General features: G+C 48.7%; 19 protein-coding genes. All 19 read right to left on the reverse strand.

Annotated features, from left to right (window positions below):
* Window positions 1-23: 23 nt before the first annotated feature.
* Window positions 24-1685 (reverse strand): iron ABC transporter permease, encoded by a 1662-nt coding sequence (locus J5067_RS06945; protein ID WP_264650745.1) that lies wholly within the window; start codon window positions 1683-1685, stop codon window positions 24-26.
* Between the two features lie 41 nt (window positions 1686-1726).
* Complete coding sequence (locus J5067_RS06950) at window positions 1727-2731, reverse strand: ABC transporter substrate-binding protein (RefSeq protein WP_264643112.1); 1005 nt, start codon at window positions 2729-2731, stop codon at window positions 1727-1729.
* A gap of 12 nt (window positions 2732-2743) precedes the next feature.
* The gene (locus tag J5067_RS06955) at window positions 2744-3430 is read right to left on the reverse strand and encodes an ABC transporter ATP-binding protein (protein ID WP_264650746.1); all 687 of its coding nucleotides are present in this window, start codon (window positions 3428-3430) and stop codon (window positions 2744-2746) included.
* A gap of 316 nt (window positions 3431-3746) precedes the next feature.
* Window positions 3747-4535 (reverse strand): phosphate starvation-inducible protein PhoH, encoded by a 789-nt coding sequence (gene phoH / locus J5067_RS06960; protein ID WP_264643114.1) that lies wholly within the window; start codon window positions 4533-4535, stop codon window positions 3747-3749.
* Window positions 4536-5210: 675 nt separating this feature from the next.
* The gene (gene fliZ / locus J5067_RS06965) at window positions 5211-5720 is read right to left on the reverse strand and encodes a flagella biosynthesis regulatory protein FliZ (protein WP_264643115.1); all 510 of its coding nucleotides are present in this window, start codon (window positions 5718-5720) and stop codon (window positions 5211-5213) included.
* Window positions 5721-5858: 138 nt separating this feature from the next.
* Window positions 5859-6581: an RNA polymerase sigma factor FliA gene (locus tag J5067_RS06970; RefSeq protein ID WP_264643116.1), complete on the reverse strand. Its 723-nt coding sequence runs from the start codon at window positions 6579-6581 to the stop codon at window positions 5859-5861.
* A 255-nt stretch (window positions 6582-6836) separates the two neighbouring features.
* Window positions 6837-7571, reverse strand: a complete 735-nt coding sequence (locus J5067_RS06975; RefSeq protein WP_264643117.1) for a hypothetical protein — start codon at window positions 7569-7571, stop codon at window positions 6837-6839.
* 28 nt (window positions 7572-7599) lie between these two features.
* Complete coding sequence (locus J5067_RS06980; RefSeq protein WP_264650747.1) at window positions 7600-8805, reverse strand: acyl-CoA reductase; 1206 nt, start codon at window positions 8803-8805, stop codon at window positions 7600-7602.
* Window positions 8789-9871, reverse strand: coding sequence for an acyl-protein synthetase (locus tag J5067_RS06985; RefSeq protein ID WP_264643119.1), 1083 nt, complete (start codon window positions 9869-9871; stop codon window positions 8789-8791). Before J5067_RS06985 ends, J5067_RS06980 begins: the two co-directional genes overlap by 17 nt.
* On the reverse strand, window positions 9858-11282 hold the full coding sequence (locus J5067_RS06990) for an AMP-binding protein (protein ID WP_264650748.1): 1425 nt from the start codon (window positions 11280-11282) through the stop codon (window positions 9858-9860). Before J5067_RS06990 ends, J5067_RS06985 begins: the two co-directional genes overlap by 14 nt.
* Window positions 11279-12244, reverse strand: coding sequence for a transketolase family protein (locus tag J5067_RS06995; protein ID WP_264643121.1), 966 nt, complete (start codon window positions 12242-12244; stop codon window positions 11279-11281). The genes J5067_RS06990 and J5067_RS06995 overlap by 4 nt, the downstream gene beginning before the upstream one ends.
* Window positions 12238-13053: a transketolase gene (locus J5067_RS07000; RefSeq protein ID WP_319801661.1), complete on the reverse strand. Its 816-nt coding sequence runs from the start codon at window positions 13051-13053 to the stop codon at window positions 12238-12240. The genes J5067_RS06995 and J5067_RS07000 overlap by 7 nt, the downstream gene beginning before the upstream one ends.
* 8 nt (window positions 13054-13061) lie before the next feature.
* Window positions 13062-13805 carry an SDR family NAD(P)-dependent oxidoreductase gene (locus J5067_RS07005; protein ID WP_264628061.1) on the reverse strand — a complete coding sequence of 248 codons (744 nt, stop codon included), beginning with the start codon at window positions 13803-13805 and terminating at the stop codon, window positions 13062-13064.
* Window positions 13806-13820: 15 nt separating this feature from the next.
* A complete protein-coding gene (locus tag J5067_RS07010) occupies window positions 13821-14564 on the reverse strand; it encodes an SDR family NAD(P)-dependent oxidoreductase (protein ID WP_264643123.1) in 744 nt (247 codons plus the stop codon).
* A 10-nt stretch (window positions 14565-14574) separates the two neighbouring features.
* The gene (locus J5067_RS07015; RefSeq protein ID WP_264627957.1) at window positions 14575-14811 is read right to left on the reverse strand and encodes an acyl carrier protein; all 237 of its coding nucleotides are present in this window, start codon (window positions 14809-14811) and stop codon (window positions 14575-14577) included.
* Window positions 14812-14841: 30 nt separating this feature from the next.
* On the reverse strand, window positions 14842-15933 hold the full coding sequence (locus tag J5067_RS07020) for an FkbM family methyltransferase (RefSeq protein WP_264643754.1): 1092 nt from the start codon (window positions 15931-15933) through the stop codon (window positions 14842-14844).
* 47 nt (window positions 15934-15980) lie between these two features.
* The gene (locus tag J5067_RS07025; RefSeq protein WP_264643125.1) at window positions 15981-16628 is read right to left on the reverse strand and encodes an acetyltransferase; all 648 of its coding nucleotides are present in this window, start codon (window positions 16626-16628) and stop codon (window positions 15981-15983) included.
* 25 nt (window positions 16629-16653) lie between these two features.
* A complete protein-coding gene (locus tag J5067_RS07030) occupies window positions 16654-17781 on the reverse strand; it encodes a DegT/DnrJ/EryC1/StrS aminotransferase family protein (protein WP_264650749.1) in 1128 nt (375 codons plus the stop codon).
* Window positions 17782-17977: 196 nt separating this feature from the next.
* Complete coding sequence (locus J5067_RS07035; protein WP_264650750.1) at window positions 17978-21469, reverse strand: methyltransferase regulatory domain-containing protein; 3492 nt, start codon at window positions 21467-21469, stop codon at window positions 17978-17980.
* Window positions 21470-21637: the final 168 nt, after the last annotated feature.

Here is a 21637-nt window from a genome sequence, read left to right on the forward strand (position 1 = left end):
GCTTTTAGGGTGTAGCCAGGTTCTCATTCCCCCTGCTGAAAACGCTGATACAAATGAATCCCCAGCAGCATGGTTACCAGACTTACCGTCATTGCCACCGTTGCCATCGCCATTCCCTGCCCTACTGATCCCTGCTCAAACTGTCGCCAGATAAAGATAGCCGTGGTTTGCACACCCGCCGGTGCCAGGAGCAATGAGGTCACCAGTTCACGAACGGCTACGGCAAACACCAGCAACATCGCCGCCAGCAAGCTGGGGAAAATGAGCGGTGCCACCACGTAGCGCAATGCCTTCAACGTCGAGGCGCCATGAACGCGTGCGGCAGCTTCCAGGTTAGGGCCAAGTTGACGCAATGCCGCACTCACATAGCGGATGGGATAAGGCAACAACAAGCAACTGTAGGCCAATAGAAGAATCGCCCAGGTGTTGTAGGGCGTAATCGGCCAGAAGCTTCGGTTCCAGGCCAATATCAGCCCTAAGCCAACCACAATGCCGGGCAGCGCCACGGGCAACAGAGAAAGACCATCCAATAGCGCTGCGCCGCGCACACGTCTTACCGTCACCAGCCAGGCAACCAGCGTGCCGACAACCCCAGTCAGTAGCGCAGTGCCACTGGCCAATCCCATGCTGCTTGAGAGCGCACTTAGCGCCTGGTTCTTACCGCTTAGTACGGCACTGAAATGCCTTAGCGTTACATTGTCTGCGGATAACCCGCCGGATAGGGTGCCGGAAAAGGCGGTTGCCAACATGGCGCTCACCGGAATGCCTACCGCAATCACCGCGACACACGAGAACAACCCGATGATGGGCAAGGTCCAGCGCCCCGGATCGCGAATGACAATAGCCGCTGGCTTCCCGGTAATGGTGCCAACGTCTTTTCCCGCAGTGAGCGCGCGCTGAACCGTATAGGCCGTCAATGCCAATGCAACCAGCAACAACGACAGCACGGCTGCACCGGAAAGATCGATGGGCCAATCGGCAAGACGTTGCTCAATCCCAGTGGTAAGTGCCTGGATCCCTGCATGCGGGCCAATCGCGGCAGGCACACCGTACTCCTCGATTGCCAGCGCGAACGCCAGCAGGGTACTGGCCGCAATCGCAGGCAATGCCAGCGGTAATGTGATACGGAAAAATGCCGCCCATGGACCCGCGCCATGTACCCGGGCAACATCCGCAAGACGCCCGCCGTGACTCGCCATACTGCGCGAGACGGCAAAATAGACCACAGGAAAAATATTTAACGCCATCACTATCGCCATGCCGGGCAATGAGAACAGCAGCGCATTGAACTTGAACGAGAAAAGCTGTTCCAGATAGCCACGCGTTTGCAATGCAAGCATCCACGACAGGGCCGAGATATAGGGAGGGATCAAAAAGGGGATTAGAAATAACAAATCCCACACGCGGGCATAGGGAATATGGAACAACCCGCGCAAGGTGCCCAGCGTTACCCCTAACAAGCCGCTCAATAATGCAACACCGATACCAATGCCGAAGGTATTAGAGAGCAATGGACCAAGTCGGGGATCCTGTGCCACGGCAATAAATGCACTCAATGGCTCACGCATCGAGCCTTCTTCAAGCCCCGGGAAAACGGCTTGCAGCACGACAAAGATAACGGGAATACCCACCAGCACGAAAAGTATTGCCACCGTCACCAGTGGCAATAATGCAAAACCTCTCATGTTTAACTCCTGCGCCAGCAGTGGGCTGGCGCTGCTGATCCTTAACGTTGCCCGAACTGGCTCGCAAAACGCGCCAGAATAGCGTTACGTGAGGTGCTGGCGGCATCACCTTCCGGGAGTAGCGTCAGAGATTTAAACAACGGGCGTTTGGCATCAATATCCTGACGTGCAGGCATCAACCAGGCCTCAGCAACGGCCTCTTGCCCAGCGGGAGAGAGCACATAATCGACGAATGCTTTTGCCTGTTCCTGATGCTGACTGCTTTTCAGAATCATCATCGGACGCGGCGCAATCGCGGTGCCGCTGGTGGGGAAAATCACCTTGATCGACTCACCTTGTTCAACGCTGTTATAGGCCACGTAATCCACCGCACCAAATACGGCAGCCTTGGCGCCTTGCAGCACTGGCGTCAACGCTTGCGCGTTAGGGCCAGACACGATCATCCCGTTGTTTTTCAAGGTATCAAATAGTTTCCAGGCGTTCTCACCTTGCGCATTTTGTAACCCGATAATCAGGTCTAACGAAGCACCTGAAAGCGCCGGATCGGGCGTGGTCACCTTATCTTTGAATGCAGGCTGGGCCAAATCTTGCCAATCTTTCGGCTCTGGTGTCCCACTCTTGCTGTTCCACACAATGCCCAGCGCAGAAATGCCCTGTGCAACGTAATAAGGGGTTTTAAACGGTGCAGGCACCTGGGCTGCGTTTTTACTTTCATAGGCCAGCAGCCAGCCACGCTGCTGCAAATCCGTAGCGGTGTCCCACGAGGCGGAGATCAACACATCCGCGCGCGGATTCGCTTGCTCGGCATCGAGCCTGGCCATCACTTTGCCGGTGGTGGCTTGAAAGATATCGACTTTAACGCCGGTTTCCTTTTCAAACCCGGCTGCCAGCTTGCTGCTTAACGATCCTGGACCGGCGGTATACACCGTCAATGCCAGCGCACTGCTGCTTGCCATGACCAAAGAAAGCGCCATACCTGTTAATACTCCTGAGGTTAACTTTTTGCTGAGGGAAACTGTGCTGAGGTTTACTGTGTTCATGTTCATCGTATAACGCCCCTACTCTGTCTTTAAGGTGGAAACGGAGACCAGTTGGCCCGCGGATAAAGTGGCAATCGCATCGGCCATGGTGTTCGCCTCTTCGCGATCGTGCGTGACATACACCGCTGTCGTGCCTAACTGACGCAGTAATGCCGACATCTCTTTACTGAGTGACTCGCGGAGATCGCGATCAAGATTGGAAAGCGGTTCATCGAACAGCAGGATCCGAGGCTCGGCCACCACGGCGCGCGCCAACGCGACACGCTGTTGTTGCCCTCCCGACAACGCGGAGGGATGGCGCTCGGCCAACGTTTGCAGCCCGACACGTTCCAGAGCGGCATCCGTTTTCTCTTTACGGCGCGCCGCATTAAGGCCGCGCATTTTCAACGGAAAAGCCACGTTCTCACGCACCGTCATGTGCGGCCACAGCGCATAGTCCTGAAACACCATGCCTAAATCACGTTGCTCCGGCGGTGCGCTAAAACGCGCCTCCGCGACCCGAACGCCACCGAAGTCAATGCTGCCATCCGTCGGTTGCAGTAGCCCCGCCAGCAGTTTGAGCAGCGTGCTTTTGCCGCAGCCGGAAGGACCTAACAACGCAAGGACCGTGCCGGCAGGCACGTGCAGATCGATGTCACGCAGAATCGGTTGCTGCGCAATGTGAAAGCAGAGGCCGCTCACCGTGATATCCACCGAGCGGTTCATCGCTCCGCTCCACGTAGTGAACGATAGAGGTTTTGTGCAACCCGGCATTGCCATAGCAGCAACGCGAGATAACGCAGTGGGGAGGACAGGCGTGTAAAAACCGCCTGACAGTAAAGCAGGAAAAACATAAACATACGGGCATCCTCTTTGGGACTTTATATCGGAATTGGTAGGGTAAAAAAGCAATGCGACGGCGTGATGACAGAAAAAAGACGTTGGCGTTTCAGGGGGGGATCTCAGTGGCAAGCATAGGGCCGAACAGCGAGGGTCGAAAAGCTGCCGTCAGTGTAAGTCACTACGCTGACGGCAGAATGTATCAGTTATAAGCGAAGAGCGTGCGCTGGCACAATTGCGAGCGGACACAATCCGATGCGCGGAAAGAAACAATGCCGATCATGTCATCATCCTGAAAACGATCCAGTGCATCCTGCAAACCGGATTTCACCCCGATAGGCAAATCGCATTGCGTAATATCACCGTTGACAATCACCGTGACATTTTCACCCAGACGGGTCAGGAACATCTTCATCTGATTCACCGTGACATTCTGTGCTTCATCAAGGATCACCACGGCATTTTCGAATGTACGCCCGCGCATATAAGCAAACGGTGCGATTTCCACTTTCCCAATCTCCGGGCGCAAGCAGTATTGCAAGAACGATGCGCCAAGACGCCGCTGCAATACGTCATACACCGGGCGGAAATAGGGTGCGAACTTCTCAGTAATGTCGCCAGGTAAAAAGCCAAGGTCCTCATCGGCCTGTAGCACCGGCCGGGTAACAATTATCCTTTCAACCTCTTTATGAATCAGCGCTTCAGCCGCTTTGGCCGCACTGAGAAACGTTTTGCCACACCCCGCCTCACCGGTGGCAAAGATTAACTGTTTATTTTCTATTGCAGACAAGTAATGCTCCTGGGCGATGGTACGCGCAGCAATCGGTGACGTATCGCGATTTTCTCGCGCCATACCGATGGCCTCAATTCCCCCCATCTGGACCAGAGAAGTGACCGATTCTTCTTCACGCTGGCGATGACTGCGTGAATCACGACGAATAACGCGTTTAGCTTCACGACGCGCTTTGATCACTGCTTTTTGTCTTCCCATAGTGGCACCTTACAGTTTGTTTCACTTACCGCACATAACCACTGTGCGTGACGTTTCACTCACAAACGAGGTTGGCTTCCTTATTAAGCCGATACTGGAGACAAGCGTAGCGCACCGCCAATGACGGCGGCGGACGATAATATCGTCCCGCAAGGTGGGCGCGAGGGCTAAAAAATGATGAAGCAGTAGAGAAGAATAATGACAAGATGTGCTGCGGGAGAAATTCACACGGGCAGTGAGCCCCTCACCTCCCTTTATCGACCATCGCGTTTGATGACGGCGACAACAGAGGTGATATTGAAAACGACATGTCAGAAGTTGCTGATTGGGTCCCCAAAAGGACATTACCATGTGCGTTCCTCACTGTAGCAACAACTATTCCACAGAATAATGATTGACCGTATTAGAACTCCCGATCATCACCCGGAAAAAATAACGCGGGTTGATGTCAGTAAGATGACATTGCAATAAAATGCCCTGCGTTGGCAAGCGTTTTTTACAGTTCCATAACATTTATCTATGGCAAAAAATATAACCCTTTGCCGTTACAGACTTTTACCGCTTCATTTTTTTCTGACAGACCGGACAGGGCCGCAGGCAGGGACACCGCCCTGCCCGCCTGACACACAGCGAGATGCCGAACACGACGACTACCGGTTCGGTATCGTTAAAAGATCAATAGAGGCGTTGCCAGGAGAGATATTGGTCATATTTACGCAACGCACTGCGATACAGCATGTGCTCTTTCTCGGGTAAATATTCACCAAGTCGTTGTTGCACACCGGCGGGTGAAAACGTCTCTGCCGGATGATTCTTCGCCAGCAGGATGTCATCCAACCGCCGCAGCCGGATAACATATTCGCGCATGGTGCTATGGCGGACATCCGTTTGGTCGATCAGATATTGGGTAAAATCTTTGATCTTGAAATAACTGGTGTGTGTGTTACAAAAAACTTCGCTGCAAAAACGACACACCGGAATAAGTTCATCTTGTAGCGACAGCCATACATCCTCTTCAATCAAGCGATCGAAATCACCCAAACTTTTTTTATTAATAAGCTGGTTGCGAAACACCAGCGATACGCGATCGAGGGGTTTTCTGCAATTTGAGCAATGGGTTTGCTTGTGTTTGAAGTCTTTCAGATAGCGGCTAAGAAGCTGCTTTTTTCGCGGTGAAGATAACATGAATCCATTCCATGAGAGTGGATATCACGGTTACACAGCCGAACACGCCGCAGCGACATGATGTGCCCATGACGCGGTGAGACATGCTCGAGCGTAAAGCCTGATATCCTTTGATAACACTATTCCTGCACGCAGTGGTTACTGTTCCTGCATAAGCTTCGCGCGCAGTCGCTTTATCGCCTGGCTATGCAACTGGCTGACACGAGATTCACCGACATCAAGAACCGCCCCAATTTCTTTCAGGTTGAGTTCTTCCTGGTAATAGAGCGTCAAAACCAATTTCTCACGCTCGGGTAAATTCTCGATAGCGTCCATCACGCGATGGCGTAAACTGCCTTCCATCAGCTGATGTAGCGGATTCGCTTCTTCGTTGCCTTCCAGAAGCGCTTCAGCGCTGTCGCCGTGTTCTTCACGCCACTCATCGTAAGAAAACAGCTGGCTATTATTGGTATCCAGCAATATCTGACGATAATCTTCCAGCGTGATGCTCAACGACTGCGCCACTTCTTGCTCCGTGGGCGCACGGCCAAGTTGTTGTTCCGCCTGTTGCATCGCCTGTGCCACTTCCCGCGCATTACGCCGCACACTGCGCGGCACCCAATCCCGGCTGCGCAACTCATCCAACATCGCGCCTCGGATGCGCTGCACGGCATAGGTGGTAAAGGCGGTTCCCTGCAAAGAGTCGAAGCGTTCAACGGCACTCAGCAGGCCAATGCCTCCTGCTTGCAGCAGATCGTCCAGCTCGACGCTCGCGGGAAGGCGAACCTGTAAACGCAAGGCTTCATGGCGCACTAAAGGAACATAGCGCTGCCAGAGGGAATTTTTATCCATTGTGCCTTCGGCGGTATACAGATCGCTCACAGTGACAAATACCTACGATGATAATGTTATCGACACTATTATGCGTTTGCGTAGAGTGTCCAATGCTGCGAATAGGGGTGTAAAAGGGGGGCTATTTGGGGTATGTGATGGCGATAGATTTATCTACCCACCATCACACGCCATCATTTTCATGCATGATTGTCGTAGCAACCGCGTTATAACAATGCTCAATGACGCTTGATGGCTTCGAAGACCATATACATGAAAAAGGCTATTCGCGTAGCAGAAGCGCGATTACGCTGATTTTTTCTCTCTGTCACGGATCCATCTATTTCGCTTTTCTTTTAATTTGGCGAGCATAGCCAAACTTTTTCCTTCATCAGCAGTGAGATCGGCAAGATAAAAATCTTTTGTTTCCTGTAACCAGGCAAACAGATCCGGGGTGTCCCACCAGGCCAAATCAATCAATGCTTCACGAATTTTTTCAGAAAACCGAAAACGGATCAGTTTGGCCGGGCTACCCGCATAAATGCCATAGGGCTCTGATCTGAAATTAGGGGGCAGTAGCGCTCTTGCACCAATCACACAGCCATTTTCAATGATTCCGCCGCCCAACATCATGACTTCGTCACCGATCCAAACGTCATTTTTTATGATGGAGTCTGAATACTGTGGCGGAGATGTATTGGTCAAACCACCGCCAAACACGGAAAACATTGACGTAGATATAGTGGTCATATCATGTTGACCGTTCAGTAAAAATTTAAGCCGCAGCCCGCCAGCGACAAAACGTCCAACGCGCAAGCTTTGAATACCTGCGTCATATTTTACGATCGACCCAACCCCGAAACCCGACGCTTTACTGATATAGAATGTTCCAGTATCCGACTCTTCCCCTAACCAGTCCTGGAAGAAGCCATGTGGTATAGAACTATGAAAACCATCTTGGTAGCAAATGATTTTAAACTGTTTTGCCCAAGGGTGGGTTTCATCGAACCCCGTACAATCGTCATCCGTTGTAATTTGCATAGAAATCTCAAAACATAAAATCAGTTATTCAAAGTGACACAGATACTGTGCGCGAAAGGGTGTAAATCAGGTCATAACCATCCCAATGCAGATTGAAGTCCATGGTTTTACCCACAGCGACCACTCTATCAATGCCAGCAGGACGATAATCGCGTAAAAACGCGTCGATATTTTCTTTCTCCACGCCGAGAACGGAGAGTGTTTGGCAGCGCTCATCACATACCGGGAGAATTTCAGCAATATCCTGAGCCAGATACTCAAGGAAGTATCCGCCGACCTCGGTAAACCCCATGGTGGAGTCATCAAGAGCAGCAATTTGTACCCGGTAGACCAGATTATTACTGTCAGAAGCCTTCTTTACCCCTGCTTTGGTGGCACTCAGTACACAGAACTGCCCCAGCTTTTTGATGGCAACCGCTTCCTGCAACTGATACTTCTCCTGCGATAATTGCTCAAATTCGCTCCAGAATGCAGCGCGCGCGCGCGTTGTCACCGAATCCTCACCGAGCCACACCACCAGCCGGGGTGAGGTACACGCGTTCTGATCGGTCAGGAAGGTATCATTATAAAAACGATCGGCTATCGCACGTTTATCCGACATTGTCAGGTAATTTGCCGCATCAATCAGGGCAAACGAATATCGATTGGCAAACGCGATATCTATCCCCCGCGCGCCAAGGGGGGACTGCCGCAGTGCGCCGATGGTGTCATCGCCGCCCCAAATGAGTCGGCTCTGGCAGTAGGCTGACAGGGTGTCATTGATCGATTTGTTGCGATCGTAACGAATCAGACACAGGAATGGCGCCATAGCCGGCCATTCACGCAATGTATCGCTGAGCGCCTCGCATATTATGGAGACCTGCATGAAATCGCGCGAAGGCACCCTGACGATATTTGCATTGCCGCTCAGGAGCCCCACGACCAGTGAATAGGCAAAGTTAACGGCAACGTTAGACGGTGCGATATGGAATGCAATGCCGCGTCCTCGGCGTGATGACAGGTCCGGATAAGTCTGGCGCATCTGCAATACAGAACTTTTTCGACACCAAAATGCGAAACTGATCACATCAGGAAAAGGTTTCGCTGATGGTTGACGCATCAGGCGCTTCGCCAGCGCATCAAGAAAATCGATGACCAGAGCATCAAACGGAGGCAATGCACGCTGCTCGACCATTTGTTCAAGCACACTGCGGTCGCCAACCAGGAAGGATATATTGTCAAAATTGTGCGGCATAGGTATCACTGCATCCTCGCAATTCGGCATTTTTTACGCGTCCAAGGATCTTGAAGTATTTTCCTTTCCTGCCACAAACGCAGTCATCCTCACCTAAAATCACCCCTTGATCTTCCGTCAAGAGTGAATGGCCCGGATAGGATTCAGGAAGGAGGGACAACACCTGGATGATGCCGGGTTGCCCGTGCTGGCATACAGAAAAATCATGATGATCGCGGATGATAATATCGGAGAAGATACTGGCATGCAGATGCCCTGCTTCACACTGCATATAGATACACCCCGTTTGTTCCACCATTCCGTAGTAATCGTGAACGCGTGGAATACCGCATACACCATGCAGCGCAGCAGAAAAATCCGCAGGCGACACGGCTTCAGATTGCAGTTTTTTCCAGCCGCCGCCATGAATCAATATGCCCGCAGACAGATCCAGTTTCTCGTCCAAGGCCAAAAGCGATTTGTAGAAATGCTGCCAGACCATAAACGTGAAACCAAACAGCAACACGGAACGCCCTTGGTGTTTCGCCAAAAACGCGCGCACCGCATCCAGATTGAGCGTCATATCATCATTCAAGGCGTAGGTTTTGTCTGCACCGAAGATGGAGAACCCCAAGATGCCGGCACCGCGCGCAGAAAACAGACGGCGATCTTTCATGACTGAGGGCGAATCGATAATCAGTAAAGGCATACGCGAAGTGCCAAGGAAATCATTAACGATTTTTACCAAGGTCTTTTGCTGGCCGGTCGCCGTTGCTTTGTCTAAGTAAATTTTTGATACGGCCTGCCCGGTGGTCCCCGAAGATGTCATGGTTTTCACCACCTGCTCCGGTTCAACGCTCAGTAAATCGATATTTTTAAACAATGAAACGGGCAACAACGGAATATCTTCAATCGCATTCAAGGAATCAATATCGGTGCCCTGCGCGTCGAGGATGCGGCGATAGGCGGCACAGTGCTCATAATGGTGTAACGTCAGCCCGCGTAAGCGCTCCATCATCAGCGCCCGTTTTTCATCGCGCGCCAATGAATAAGGCAGGTGCGTTAGGATCTCATCAAATGGCGTCATAATGTGCATCCAATTGGCTATAGAGGATCTTTCCGGCATTGTTTTTTGGCAAGACCGTCAGCACTTTCACGCGTATCGCGACATGATTTAACTGCGTCTTTTGCACAACCAGCTGTTTAACTGCCTCACTCGATTTATCATCTGTGATAAACAGATACAGCCGATCATCCGTTCCCCCGCACGCACACTCAAGTTCAGGGAAGGCCCCTCGGATTATGCCTTCCACTTCATCGAGCCCAATACGGTTACCAAACATTTTCAAAAAGCGTTTTTTACGGCCGACAACATAGTAATAACCGTCATCATCGCGGCGGACCATATCGCCAGTGACCAAACGGCCGTTTCTTTCATCGCCTTTTTGCAAATCGTCACCGCATTGCGCATAGCCTAGCGTTACATTGTCGCCAAAGTAGACCAATTCGCCTACACGATCGCTGCCCTCGATCGTATTGCCTTCTTCATCAATGATACTAAAGCGCCCGCCCGGAATCGGTTTGCCCATACTGCCGCACTTTTCCAGCGCCTTATCGGCGGGTAAATAGCCCATGCGCGACGTTGCCTCTGCCGCCCCGTACATCACAATAAACGCTCTGCCGCTCTCCTGCGCATAGCGGGCAAATTCGAGATGTAAATCGGGGTGAAGCTTACCTCCCGCCTGAGTCAAAGTTTTGAGTGACGGAAGTTTCATCGTCATGAAGCGCAGTTTTTTTAGCATTTCATAGGTATAAGGCACTCCGGCGATCGAACTGGCTTCATAGTCCTTGATAAAAGCCCAAAACTCTCTTTGCATGATGCCACGGGTTGTCAGCAATATCGTAGCGCCGCGCAGTAAATGGCTGTTGATGATCGACAGCCCGTATACGTAGTTCATGGGCAAATTCAACACCGGACGTTCACCGCTGTCGATCGCCAGATAGTCTGCAATACTGGTCGCATTACTCAGCAAATTAAGGCGGCTTTGCCGCACCAGACGCGGACTCCCCGTTGAGCCCGACGTAGACATCAGCAGCGCCAGGCTCTCATGCATCGGGTAACCATCGAGCCCCGTGGACACCAGTTCATAGTTTGCCACGGTAAAAAGCGCATCATGACAGGGTCCATTCTCGCCGAATGGCCGCCACAGATAACCCGGGCGATAGGTCGCGATAAGTTGATCACACAGTGCAGGATCGAGATCTTTATCCAGCATCAAGGGGACGATGTCATGCGTCAAAAAACTCACATAGCCAATCAGCGACCCCAAGGTATTTTCGCAAAAAGAAAACACCAACGACCTCGCAGGAAGACAGTTAGCCAACAGGGTTCCTTGAGAACATAACTCTCCGTAACTCAGTTGGCATCCTTGTTCATCGATTGCAGCTATCGCAGCCGGATTGCACTTACACAGGTCAAGAAACACAGCGATACTCATCCATTATATTTTTGAATAGACTCAGCGATACCCTCTGCGGTCAATCCACATTGGGCCAGCAGATAAGCGTAATCACCCGCGTCTGGATACCCTTGAGGTATTCCCAATATCATCTGCGGCGGTCGTTGTCGCTTCGCGGCTAAATGTTCAGCAACCGCACTGCCCAATCCGCCGATAACACTATGTTCTTCCACTGTCACAATCAGCTTCTTGCCCATTTGGCGATCGAGCATCTCTGTGTCCAATGGCTTAATGGTGTGCATATCGATAACCGTGGCGTCAATCCCGCGAGCGGCCAACAGTTCCGCCGCTTTCAACGCGAAGTGCACCATGGTACCCGTGGCCACAATACTGATATCTGCCCCTTCGCGTAGGCTGATAGCCTGCCCAATCGTCAATTCATAATCATCTTTATAAACGGTGGGGGCGCGCATATTACCGGTAAGACGCAAATAAACCGGGCCATTATGATTGAGTGCGGCTTCGGTCATTTTAACGGTTTCGGTACAATCAGCAGGGGAAAGAATAGTAATATTCGAAATGGAGCGAATAGCGGCAATATCTTCAATGCCATGGTGCGTTGCGCCGAACATGCCGGTCGCCAGGCCGCAGGCTAGACCAACCAACTTCACATTCTCATTCATATATCCCAGATTATGACGCACCTGCTCCCCAGCGCGCATAGTCAGGAAGTTGGCAAACGACGTAACAAAAGGAACATATCCCCCCGCGGCCAATCCCGCAGCCATACCCACCATGTTTTGTTCCGCGATGCCAGCGTTAAAAAAACGCTCTGGGTATGTTGTATTAAAACGATCCAAGCCGGAAGACTTGCCCAAGTCAGCGGACAGAGCAACGAGGTTGTCATGTTGCTGTGCCAATTCAAGCAAGGTTACGCCAAAAGTACCCCGAGAACCGAGCATGGACCATGAGCGAATAGAGGTAGGTTTAATGACTAACACGATATTTCTCCCTCCAACTCTGCCATCGCAGCAAGGTACTGCTGCTCTGAAAGTCTATTCCGGTGATATTCTTTATTGTTTTCCATAAAGGAAACGCCTTTTCCTTTAACTGTGTGTGCCACAATCGCTTTCGGTTTTCCATTATGGGGGGCATCTAAAGCACCGAGCAGTGCATTCAGATCGTTGCCATCACATTCAACCACTTCCCAGCCGCACGCCGCCCACAGAGCGGGAAGATTCAGATTTATAATGTCCTGAGTAAAGCCATCCGATTGCAGCCCATTGCAGTCGACAATCACGGTCAAAGAATCCAGTCGCTGATGGGCTGCGAAGAAAGCACCTTCCCAAATAGCACCTTCGTTACATTCACCATCACCAACCAGAATATAAGTCTGCCAGGGCTGTTTTTTCAAACGACGACTGAGCGTGAGGCCGATACCAAAAGATAATCCCTGGGCCAGGCTGCCACTGGAAAAATCAATACCTAATTCCGGATATCGTGTCGGATGAACTTGCAGAGGAGAGCCGTTGATCTCGAAAGAGTCGAGAGTTTCACGACTAATAATACCAAACTCACACAGTGCGGCGTACAGCCCTAATGCACCATGCCCTTTGCTTAAGATAAACGTATCTCGATTAGCATTGGTAATATCATGCGGCTCATAGCGTAACTTAGCGCCATACAGTGCCGTCAAAATATCAACAAGTGACAATGCTGGTGAAATGTGTACACCATCACTCGGTGCGTGAAATGCCACCCGTAATATATTTTTACGAATATCACGTGCAGCCACGAGCAGTGATTGCATGTTTCTGCTCATTTTAATCCTCCATCAACACGGATAACTTGGCCGGTAATATAACTTGATAACTCTGACGCCAGGAAAACGGCTGTATCAGCAATTTCTGACGGTAATCCAGCCCGGCGTAAATCCACCGTATTCTTAGTTTCCTCCAGAATATGGGCCGGCAAGGTATCCAGCATATCAGTATCAGTAATCCCCGGTGCGATACAGTTAGCTCTGATGCCGATTTCACCCAATTCAGCCGCAATGGATTTCGTCATTGCAATTACTGCGGCCTTGGAAGCGCCATAAGCTGATTTGCCCGGATTGCCATCTTCTCCAGCAGTGGAGGAAATATTAATGATGCTACCGTGCTTCTGACGTGTCATAAATTTGGCAATATATTGCGTAAACAGGAAAACAGAAAAGAAATTGACCTCAAACTGTTTTCTCAACACCTCGTCGCTCGTCATCTGAAACAGTGCATTCACCGTAATGCCTGCATTATTAACAACGGCATCAATAGGGCGTTTATCCGCCATTATACGCTTAATAGCCAGTTTCATGGCTGCGTAATCCGTCATATCAAAACAAAGCGGCCAGATCTCAACCTGATGTTCTTTTGCAACAGCCTGCAACTCGGCCAGCCACGTGGCGTCTTCTTGCCGCGCATGGGCGTAAATGTTTGCCCCGTTGGCAGCAAAAGCAGCAACCATTGAACGCCCCATCCCGCGCCGAGTTCCAGTAATCAGCACATTCTTTCCTTGCAATAACATAGGAGATCCTTATGTTTAACCGATACCGCCGTCAATACGCACCACCTGCCCTGTAATATAGCTGGATGCGTCAGACGCCAAATAAAGAATCGCATTGGCAACCTCTTCGGGTAAACCAAGACGCTTCAACTCGCAACGTGCCATCTGACGACGTAGCACTTCCTGCGGCAAGTTCGCGGTCATTGCAGTTTGTATCACTCCAGGTGCCACTGCATTAACACGAATGCCCTTGGGGGCCAGCTCAGCAGAAAGTGTTTTAGTTGCTGCAATAAGCGCTGCTTTAGACGCCGCATAAGAAAGCTGTCCAGGGTTGCCATCCAAAGCAGAAATACTGGCAACGTTGATGACACTTCCCTTTTTCTGTCGCAACATCATTTTTGTAATGTATTGGGTAAAAAACATTTGCGAAAAAAAATTAATTGAAAATGTTTTTTTCATTTGTTCCATCGTGACCATATGGAAAAGGGCATCTAGCGTGACACCAGCAACATTGACTAATACATCAATGTTTTTTTTGTCTTTCAGGATAACGCTAACCCCATGTTTTATCGCTGTTTCATCCAGAAAATCAAAATAGACGGGAATAATACTCACGCCATATTTCTCAGACAAATCAATAGTATACTTATCAAAATCAGCATCTTCATTTTGACAGCAGGCGTATACATTTGCCCCTTCACGGGCAAATGCTTCTAACGTGGCACGTCCTATGCCCTGCAAGCATCCGGTGATCACCGCATTCTTTCCAGGCAGCAACATGAATGACTCCTTATAGCTCCACGTCATATTTTGTTAAAATTTCTTTACCCTTGGCATAGGAAGAGAAATCAATAATATCTTCAGTATCCATCATGATATCAAAAGCTTCTTCCAATGACGCGATCATGGTCATATGCCCGACGGAGTCCCAAGAAGGAGTATCCTGATATTTATAATCTGGCAGCATATCCTCTGTAATTTCAAAAACCTCAATAAAAACGTTGTTGTATTTTTCTAAATTACTCATTCCAATCACCTCTATAAGATAACAATAAAATCACACAATAGCATAGAGTACCATATCGACGGAAAAATAACGTTGATGGCATCTTAAATAAAATTTGTAATCTGGATTTAACTCATTTAAATAGCTCGGTATTTCAATAAGATCTTCAGGCTTATGGTATAAACTAATCGCCAATTTAGGTTTGTAATCACGAATTGTTTTCGCTGCGCCTTGTAATGCAGCCAACTCAGCGCCTTCAATATCCATCTTGATAAATGTTGCTTCATCGCCCTTTAGCAGAGAATCAATAGAGACAACATCGATAACGTCGGATTTATTATCCAAATCAACTCTTGATAATTCACCTATACCTTGTCGAAAACTGAGTTTTGTATTTACACTCCACGCGCCAGAATTAACAACTTGACAAAAATCAAACTGACTCACAGTACTGACAAGTTGTTTAAAATTACTACTATCCGGTTCCAGCCCATAGATTTTACGTGGATTGATAAATCCTTTTTCCCGGTAATTAGCTAAAAAGGATAATATCGTATCCCCAGTATAAGCGCCGCAATCCACAAACACTTCATTCTCTGAGAAATTAATTATCGAATCTAAAAAATAAATATTTTCAAAGAAAACCCTATTGAAATACTCTGTTTTGCAACTGATCCGCTGGTTTATAAAAGCAATTAATGCGTCTCTTGAAACATCATCCTCAAGCTTGTCAAAAAACCATTGTAATTTATTTTCATTCTCTTTGATAAAGTCATAAGAAACGTTTTCATGATTTAAATTCAAAATATCATAAAAAAATACCACCGCAGAATTCGATGAAATTAATCTAACGTAATCATCATTGTGAGGTTGGAAACCAACAATATAATTATATAACCCCTCATTGGCAGCAACATCCTCGAGCGGAAGCACTTTTTTCCCAAGAAAAAACACTTCCTTGTCAAGGTATTTTTTGTTCACTGACACGATATCGACTTGCACACCATTATCTTTCAAAAACTTGTGCGCAATGGATGCATATTGAGATGTGCCAATCAAGACGACAGGATATCCATTTTTTTTGATTGTTTCGATATCTTCATACATCTCTATCGGACTTGTCTCTGTTATCTTAGACAGCATATTCAAAATGTCTCCTTGGTAAGGGTAATTCAACATAAAGTCAACTATCAGTGAAACACGCCATTGCCTTCATTTCTTCGCATCACTCGAGCAGGATTTCCCAACGCGATCACATCATTTTCGATGTTTTTCATTACGATAGACCCCATGGAAATAATTGTATTATCACCAATAATTGTACCTTCTTTAACAGAGGCACTCATTCCAATAAAGGTACCACTACCAATTTGGCAATTTCCGCCCAACGTAACAAACGTAGAGATAATACTATTTTCACCCACGACCACATCATGTCCCAGGCTAGATGTTGGTTGGAGAAAAACATTGTCACCTAATATTACATCACAGGAAAGAAATGCATTTTTACATAAAACAACACCGTTCCCGATACTCGTACATGCCGTAAGACGGATATCAGGGTGAATTAATGTTGCCAAGGTTAACTCAGCAGATTTTACTTTTTCAGCCAACAACACTCTAATTCTCGGTTCACCAACTGCAATGACAATTTCGATATTCTCAATTTTTTTTGCAGTATCGAAATCCAACACAGGGACGCCCTTAAGCTCGCGCCCTGGATTCACATCATCGATAAAATAAATATCACTCCAGCGTTTCTGATTCTCCTCGATAATCTGAGCCAGAACCAACACTTCACGCCCCAAACCGCCTGCGCCATAAATACCCAGTTTCATCGTGCTGTCCTCCCTATCTTTTTTCTTAAACTGCACGAGGCGTGCTAGCCTGCTGCAAAATGACTGAAATCACCCGATCTTGCTCTTCAAGCTGTAACTCGGCATGAATCGGCAGACACAGCACAGCATCAGCAACAGAACGAGCGATAGGCAAATTATCATCTTTAGCACTATCAAGCCCACGATACATTGGGAATGAACTGATTAAAGGGTAAAAATAGCGGCGCGCGAAAATCCCCTCCTCTTTCAATAAAGAATAAAGTTCATCGCGGGTGCAAGGGAAGTTTTCATCAATAAAGACAGGGCAGTAAGCCTGGTTCCAATCAATATCCTGAGGAACCTGAGCCAATCTGAGTCCGGGTATATTTTTCAGCGCGTTATGATAACGTTGGTAAATTACCCGCCTGTTTGCCAGTGCCTGATCAATATGAGAGAGTTGCAACACACCAAATGCCGCTTGCACTTCGTTCATCTTGCCGTTGATACCTGGGGCCATCACGGTCACTTCGTCAGCGAAACCAAAATTTTTCAGATAATCAATGCGCTTTTTAGTTTTCGCGTCAGGGCAAATGATTGCCCCACCCTCAATGGTATTGAATACTTTGGTAGCATGAAAACTCAGGATAGACAGATCACCATGGTTTAAAATACTGGCCCCATTTTGCTTCACACCGAATGCATGCGCAGCATCATAGATCACTTTTAACCCATAGGTATCCGCAATCTCCTGAATACGCTCAACGTTTGCAGGTATTCCATAGCAGTGTACTGGCAGGATAGCCGACGTTTCTGGCGTAATGGCACGTTCAATCTTTTCCGGATCCAGATTGCATGTGACAGGATCGATATCTACAAATACCGGTTTTAAACCATTCCACAAAAGCGAGTGCGACGTAGCAACAAAGGAATAAGGTGTGGTGATCACCTCACCTGAAATACGCAAAGCCTGCATGGCCGTGAGCAACGCCAGAGTGCCATTGGAGAACAGGCTCAGGTAGTCAACGCCCAAATATTCAGCAAGTTGTTTTTCAAGTTGCTGGTGGAACGGGCCGTTATTAGTCAACCATTTGTTGTCCCATATCTGTTCAAGATAAGGAATGAACTCGGTTAATGGCGGAAGAAGCGGGCTGGTAACGTAAATATCTTTCATCATCGGTTCTCGGTAATATTACGGGTGCAACCACACGCGAGGTATTCATTTTACCTAATCATATAGAACTACCGTTGTACATGCCAAGCCAAAGGCTACCGGTACAACGTGAATACCACGTTCAGGCCCACACAGTTGTGTATCAGCAAGGCAGCACTGTAGGCTGCCTAATGTGCCGACTGAAAATGTTTAGACAACATCAATAACCAAACGTACGGCTTTGAGCTGGCGTATTTTCGCAATAGTCTTGCCACACTGCACGCAACATTTCCTCAAAATGGGTTGCTGGCGTAATGCCGTCAGGCTTGGGTCGTTCAAATTTGGAACGCATTTCTTGTCGGTATTGGTTAAGTTCATCAAGGCGGGTAGACCATGCGACAGCCTTGGTGACATAATCCGCTTTTGAGGTGGCAACAAAACCATTCAACCCCAGCCATTGCAAAGCCGCAACGCCTTGTTGTGTTGGAAGGGTTTCCCCTGAGATCGTCAAGGTCGGTACGCCCATCCACAGCGCATGGTTAGTGGTTGTTCCACCAGTGTAGGGATAGGTATCCAGAAGCAGATCGATTTCATGGTGCGCAGCCAGATATTCGTGCATTCCCATTTTTTCAAGGAAAAGTAACTGTTTGGGTTCCACTCCCAACGCTTCAAGCTTGGCACGGATAATATCAATATTTTTCTGCCCAGCTAACGCACCAATGATAATTCTGCTATTGGGTACCGCTTTCAATACTGCCGCCCAGGCCTCAAATATATAGTCATTCAATTTCTGCATGCGGTTCATACTGCCAAAAGTGAACTGGCCACGTTTAATCGCCGGTAACTCATTCACATCAGGACTATTATCGGTCGGTTTGAACTGTTGAGTACTGCGCACATAGAGTGTCTTTTCGGTAAACTGTCGATCAAAACTCTCAGGAAGCGGTTGCAAATTCAAGATAAGGAAATAATCCATCGCCCGCATGCCGGTGGTGCCCGGATAACCAATCCAACTGATCTGAATCGGCGCGGGTTTAAACGCAAACATCGGCAAGCGGTTATGCCCCGTATGGCCTGAGAGGTCGAATAAAATATCGATTTGTTCCTGGTTAATCAACGCAGCCAGTTCCACATCGCTCTTGTCATAAACGGCATGCCACCCTTGCGTCGCCTTTTGCAATTTACGGGACATATCGTCGTATTGATGCGACGTTGCAAAGGCATGGATGGAATAAAGATCGGTATTGAGCGATTCCCAGAAAGGACTCAAAAAATTACTGACAGGGTGTCGGCAGAGATCGCCTGAAACAAATCCAATACGCAATTTACGCTCAGGATCACGAAGCCCTGAATACGAAAAGTTACGTTGATACTGTTGCGCTCGCTTCTCAACCATATCACCGAACTCACAGTGTTCGGCGAACAATGCCTCTGAAGAAATTTGCACATCGTGAGACAGACTAAACAAGTAGTTGCTATGCAAAATGTAATTATCAGGAGCAAGGGTACGCATACGGCGAAAGCACTCAACGGCCTCCGCCATGCGCCCTTGATTACTCAGCAGACTGGCTAAGTTACTCAGAATATTGGCATCGTCGTGAGAATACTGTTCCGCTTTACGCAGACAGGCTTCAGCCTGAATTGGGTTATTGCTCTCTTTATATAACGCCCCCAGCAAATTCCAGGTTGCGACATTGCTCGGATCGCAACGTAAAATTTTCCTTGCCAAACGCCCGGCATAGTAGTTTTTATCGGTGTGCCAAAAGACATGCGCTGCATCAAGGTACACTGACCAACTGGTCGCATGCAGCGAAAGCGTTTTCATCAAAGCGGCTAATGATTCATCAAAAGCGTTGGTCTTTAGATACGTTTGCGCTAGCAAATGCTGATAATGAATGTTGTCAGGCATTTTGCCCACCAACGTTTGGGCGGCCTGACGCGCTTCAGAAAAGTCATTATTGTCGATAAAATCGATAATACGTTGATAGATCTTTTTGTCTGGCGTCGGTGCTGCCATTGCATCCTTGCTACGCTTGCTTTTGCCTTGATGACGCGACGTTTTCTTATATCCACCCACGCTGGTTTCACTGGCATAAATAATCAGTGAGCCCAGGTAACGCTCACTGGTAGATGAGAAAACCTGGAGCAATTGCTGAAAATAGTGTTGCCATGCATTTGGATTTCCCCACAGAGCACCTGCCCTACGTAACCGCTCCAGGAACTGATAGCACTCGGCGTGCAGCGGCACGTCTTTCTGCTCTAACAGGAGCTGTAAATACGCTATTTCTAAGGGTTCTACGGCTATTTTTATCTTTTCATGCCAAAAATTGAAACCGGTAATAGCTTGGGCTGCACCGTTCCGTTTGTGCCATAAGGTCGCTAACTCCGGTAACAATCTCACTGTCGATGCAGGACAAAGATTATAGCGAGACTCTTGAAGACTATAGTTCAGCTCAGAAATACCCCGGGTATACAGGATTTTCAACGCAGCCAATACATCCTGTCGGTGCTGTTCGTCCTCACCTTGCCGTTCAGGAGCACGCGTATTAAACACCAGTTGTTCGAAGCTGACGCTATGCGGCCAGGCATCACATATCACGTCCATCAGGTGCAACGTCAGATCGTGGTTAACGCCGATCGTCACCCCTTGTCCTGAAAGGTAAGTGTTAGTCACTGTCCCCGTATCCGTAACCACACGCTCAAAGTTGCCGCCCCAATGAAAATCCTTTAAGCGGCTCAACGCTGGCTCAGGAAGAATCTCATTCGCCCGACTGTCTGGCACTAGCAGGCTGAAACGCTCGCTACGCCCCACGGCAAAATCGAGATATTGTTGCCGCAGTATCTTGTTGTGCCCAGGAGAAACCGTGTCGGTTAATTTTGCTACTTCGCCGCCATAATGTTCAGCTAATTCTCGCTGTGGCAGGACATCACCAACAAAAGTTAAACCGTTCTGAGCGGCCATCGCATGAAAGTCAACCAGATAGCACGGTTCATTGATTCCCTCCAAATAGCAAAGAGAGAGCATCAGGTCAGTCTGTGTTTCCGCCTGCTCGATTAAGGGATGCAGTACCCCCTTGAGTGGATTCCGATCTGCGCTGCCGAGGGATAAATACGTTAACATCGCTCGGGCGCTCGCCACTTTTTCGTCCTGACTTTGCGCCTGACTACCATGAAGCTGAAAGGCATCGCGCAGCACTTCCGCCGCTTTCCATCCTGGATAGGCGTTCCATGCCATTGCGATAACGCCACGCTCACTCAAATGACGTTTTGCCCACTCCAACAACGCGCTGCGAATACCCTCATTTACTGCACTGAAAGGGCCATGAATGATCACATAATCAAACATACCCAATTCACTGCTGAGTAACTCATCAAGGCTGGCGGTAGCGAACTGCACATTCGTCAGGCCTAATGACTGAACCAACTGATTTCCAGAAGAAACAGCGGCGTCATCAAGATCGACACCAATCGCACTGCCCTGCGGATAGGCCGCAGCAAAAGACAGTAAGTTACCTCCGGTGCCGCATCCCAGCTCTAACACCCGAGCCGTTTCCACTCTTGGACTGAAAATACCATACAGGTGTGAAGCGGCCCGAATATGACTCGCAGACACATCAGGGCTAATCATCTGAAAAGGATCATCTTCGCTGGGCGTATTTTTCGCGTTAATAGTGTGAGGTGCATCGACAGTGCGGGTATCTAACGTGGCCAAAACAAAAATCCTTTACCAAGAGTAAATAATTTATCCTAGTTTATTCTTCCCATCACGCTTGCAATCTCCTGAACACCGCACAGAAGCGGGCTTAATTCAGGGCTGAGTATTACTCTTGATGGGAAATAGGAGCAGTTCACGGGTAGAGCAGGCGGGTTAACGGTACGC

Source organism: Candidatus Symbiopectobacterium sp. NZEC151 (assembly GCF_025962655.1).
Classification (GTDB): Bacteria; Pseudomonadota; Gammaproteobacteria; order Enterobacterales; family Enterobacteriaceae; genus Symbiopectobacterium.

Bases quoted from the DNA above. Each gene is read 5' to 3' on its own strand.
- J5067_RS06985 (WP_264643119.1), bottom strand. From the start codon at position 9,871: ATGACGCCATTTGATGAGATCCTAACGCACCTGCCTTATTCATTGGCG.
- J5067_RS07025 (WP_264643125.1), bottom strand. From the start codon at position 16,628: ATGAAACTGGGTATTTATGGCGCAGGCGGTTTGGGGCGTGAAGTGTTG.
- J5067_RS06945 (WP_264650745.1), bottom strand. From the start codon at position 1,685: ATGAGAGGTTTTGCATTATTGCCACTGGTGACGGTGGCAATACTTTTC.
- J5067_RS06980 (WP_264650747.1), bottom strand. From the start codon at position 8,805: ATGCCGCACAATTTTGACAATATATCCTTCCTGGTTGGCGACCGCAGT.
- J5067_RS06975 (WP_264643117.1), bottom strand. From the start codon at position 7,571: ATGCAAATTACAACGGATGACGATTGTACGGGGTTCGATGAAACCCAC.
- J5067_RS07020 (WP_264643754.1), bottom strand. From the start codon at position 15,933: ATGCTGTCTAAGATAACAGAGACAAGTCCGATAGAGATGTATGAAGAT.
- J5067_RS06990 (WP_264650748.1), bottom strand. From the start codon at position 11,282: ATGAGTATCGCTGTGTTTCTTGACCTGTGTAAGTGCAATCCGGCTGCG.
- fliZ (WP_264643115.1), bottom strand. From the start codon at position 5,720: ATGTTATCTTCACCGCGAAAAAAGCAGCTTCTTAGCCGCTATCTGAAA.
- J5067_RS06950 (WP_264643112.1), bottom strand. From the start codon at position 2,731: ATGAACATGAACACAGTAAACCTCAGCACAGTTTCCCTCAGCAAAAAG.
- phoH (WP_264643114.1), bottom strand. From the start codon at position 4,535: ATGGGAAGACAAAAAGCAGTGATCAAAGCGCGTCGTGAAGCTAAACGC.
- J5067_RS07015 (WP_264627957.1), bottom strand. From the start codon at position 14,811: ATGAGTAATTTAGAAAAATACAACAACGTTTTTATTGAGGTTTTTGAA.
- J5067_RS06955 (WP_264650746.1), bottom strand. From the start codon at position 3,430: ATGAACCGCTCGGTGGATATCACGGTGAGCGGCCTCTGCTTTCACATT.
- J5067_RS07000 (WP_319801661.1), bottom strand. From the start codon at position 13,053: ATGCAATCACTGCTCGTGGCTGCACGTGATATTCGTAAAAATATATTA.
- J5067_RS07030 (WP_264650749.1), bottom strand. From the start codon at position 17,781: ATGATGAAAGATATTTACGTTACCAGCCCGCTTCTTCCGCCATTAACC.
- J5067_RS07010 (WP_264643123.1), bottom strand. From the start codon at position 14,564: ATGTTGCTGCCTGGAAAGAATGCGGTGATCACCGGATGCTTGCAGGGC.
- J5067_RS07005 (WP_264628061.1), bottom strand. From the start codon at position 13,805: ATGTTATTGCAAGGAAAGAATGTGCTGATTACTGGAACTCGGCGCGGG.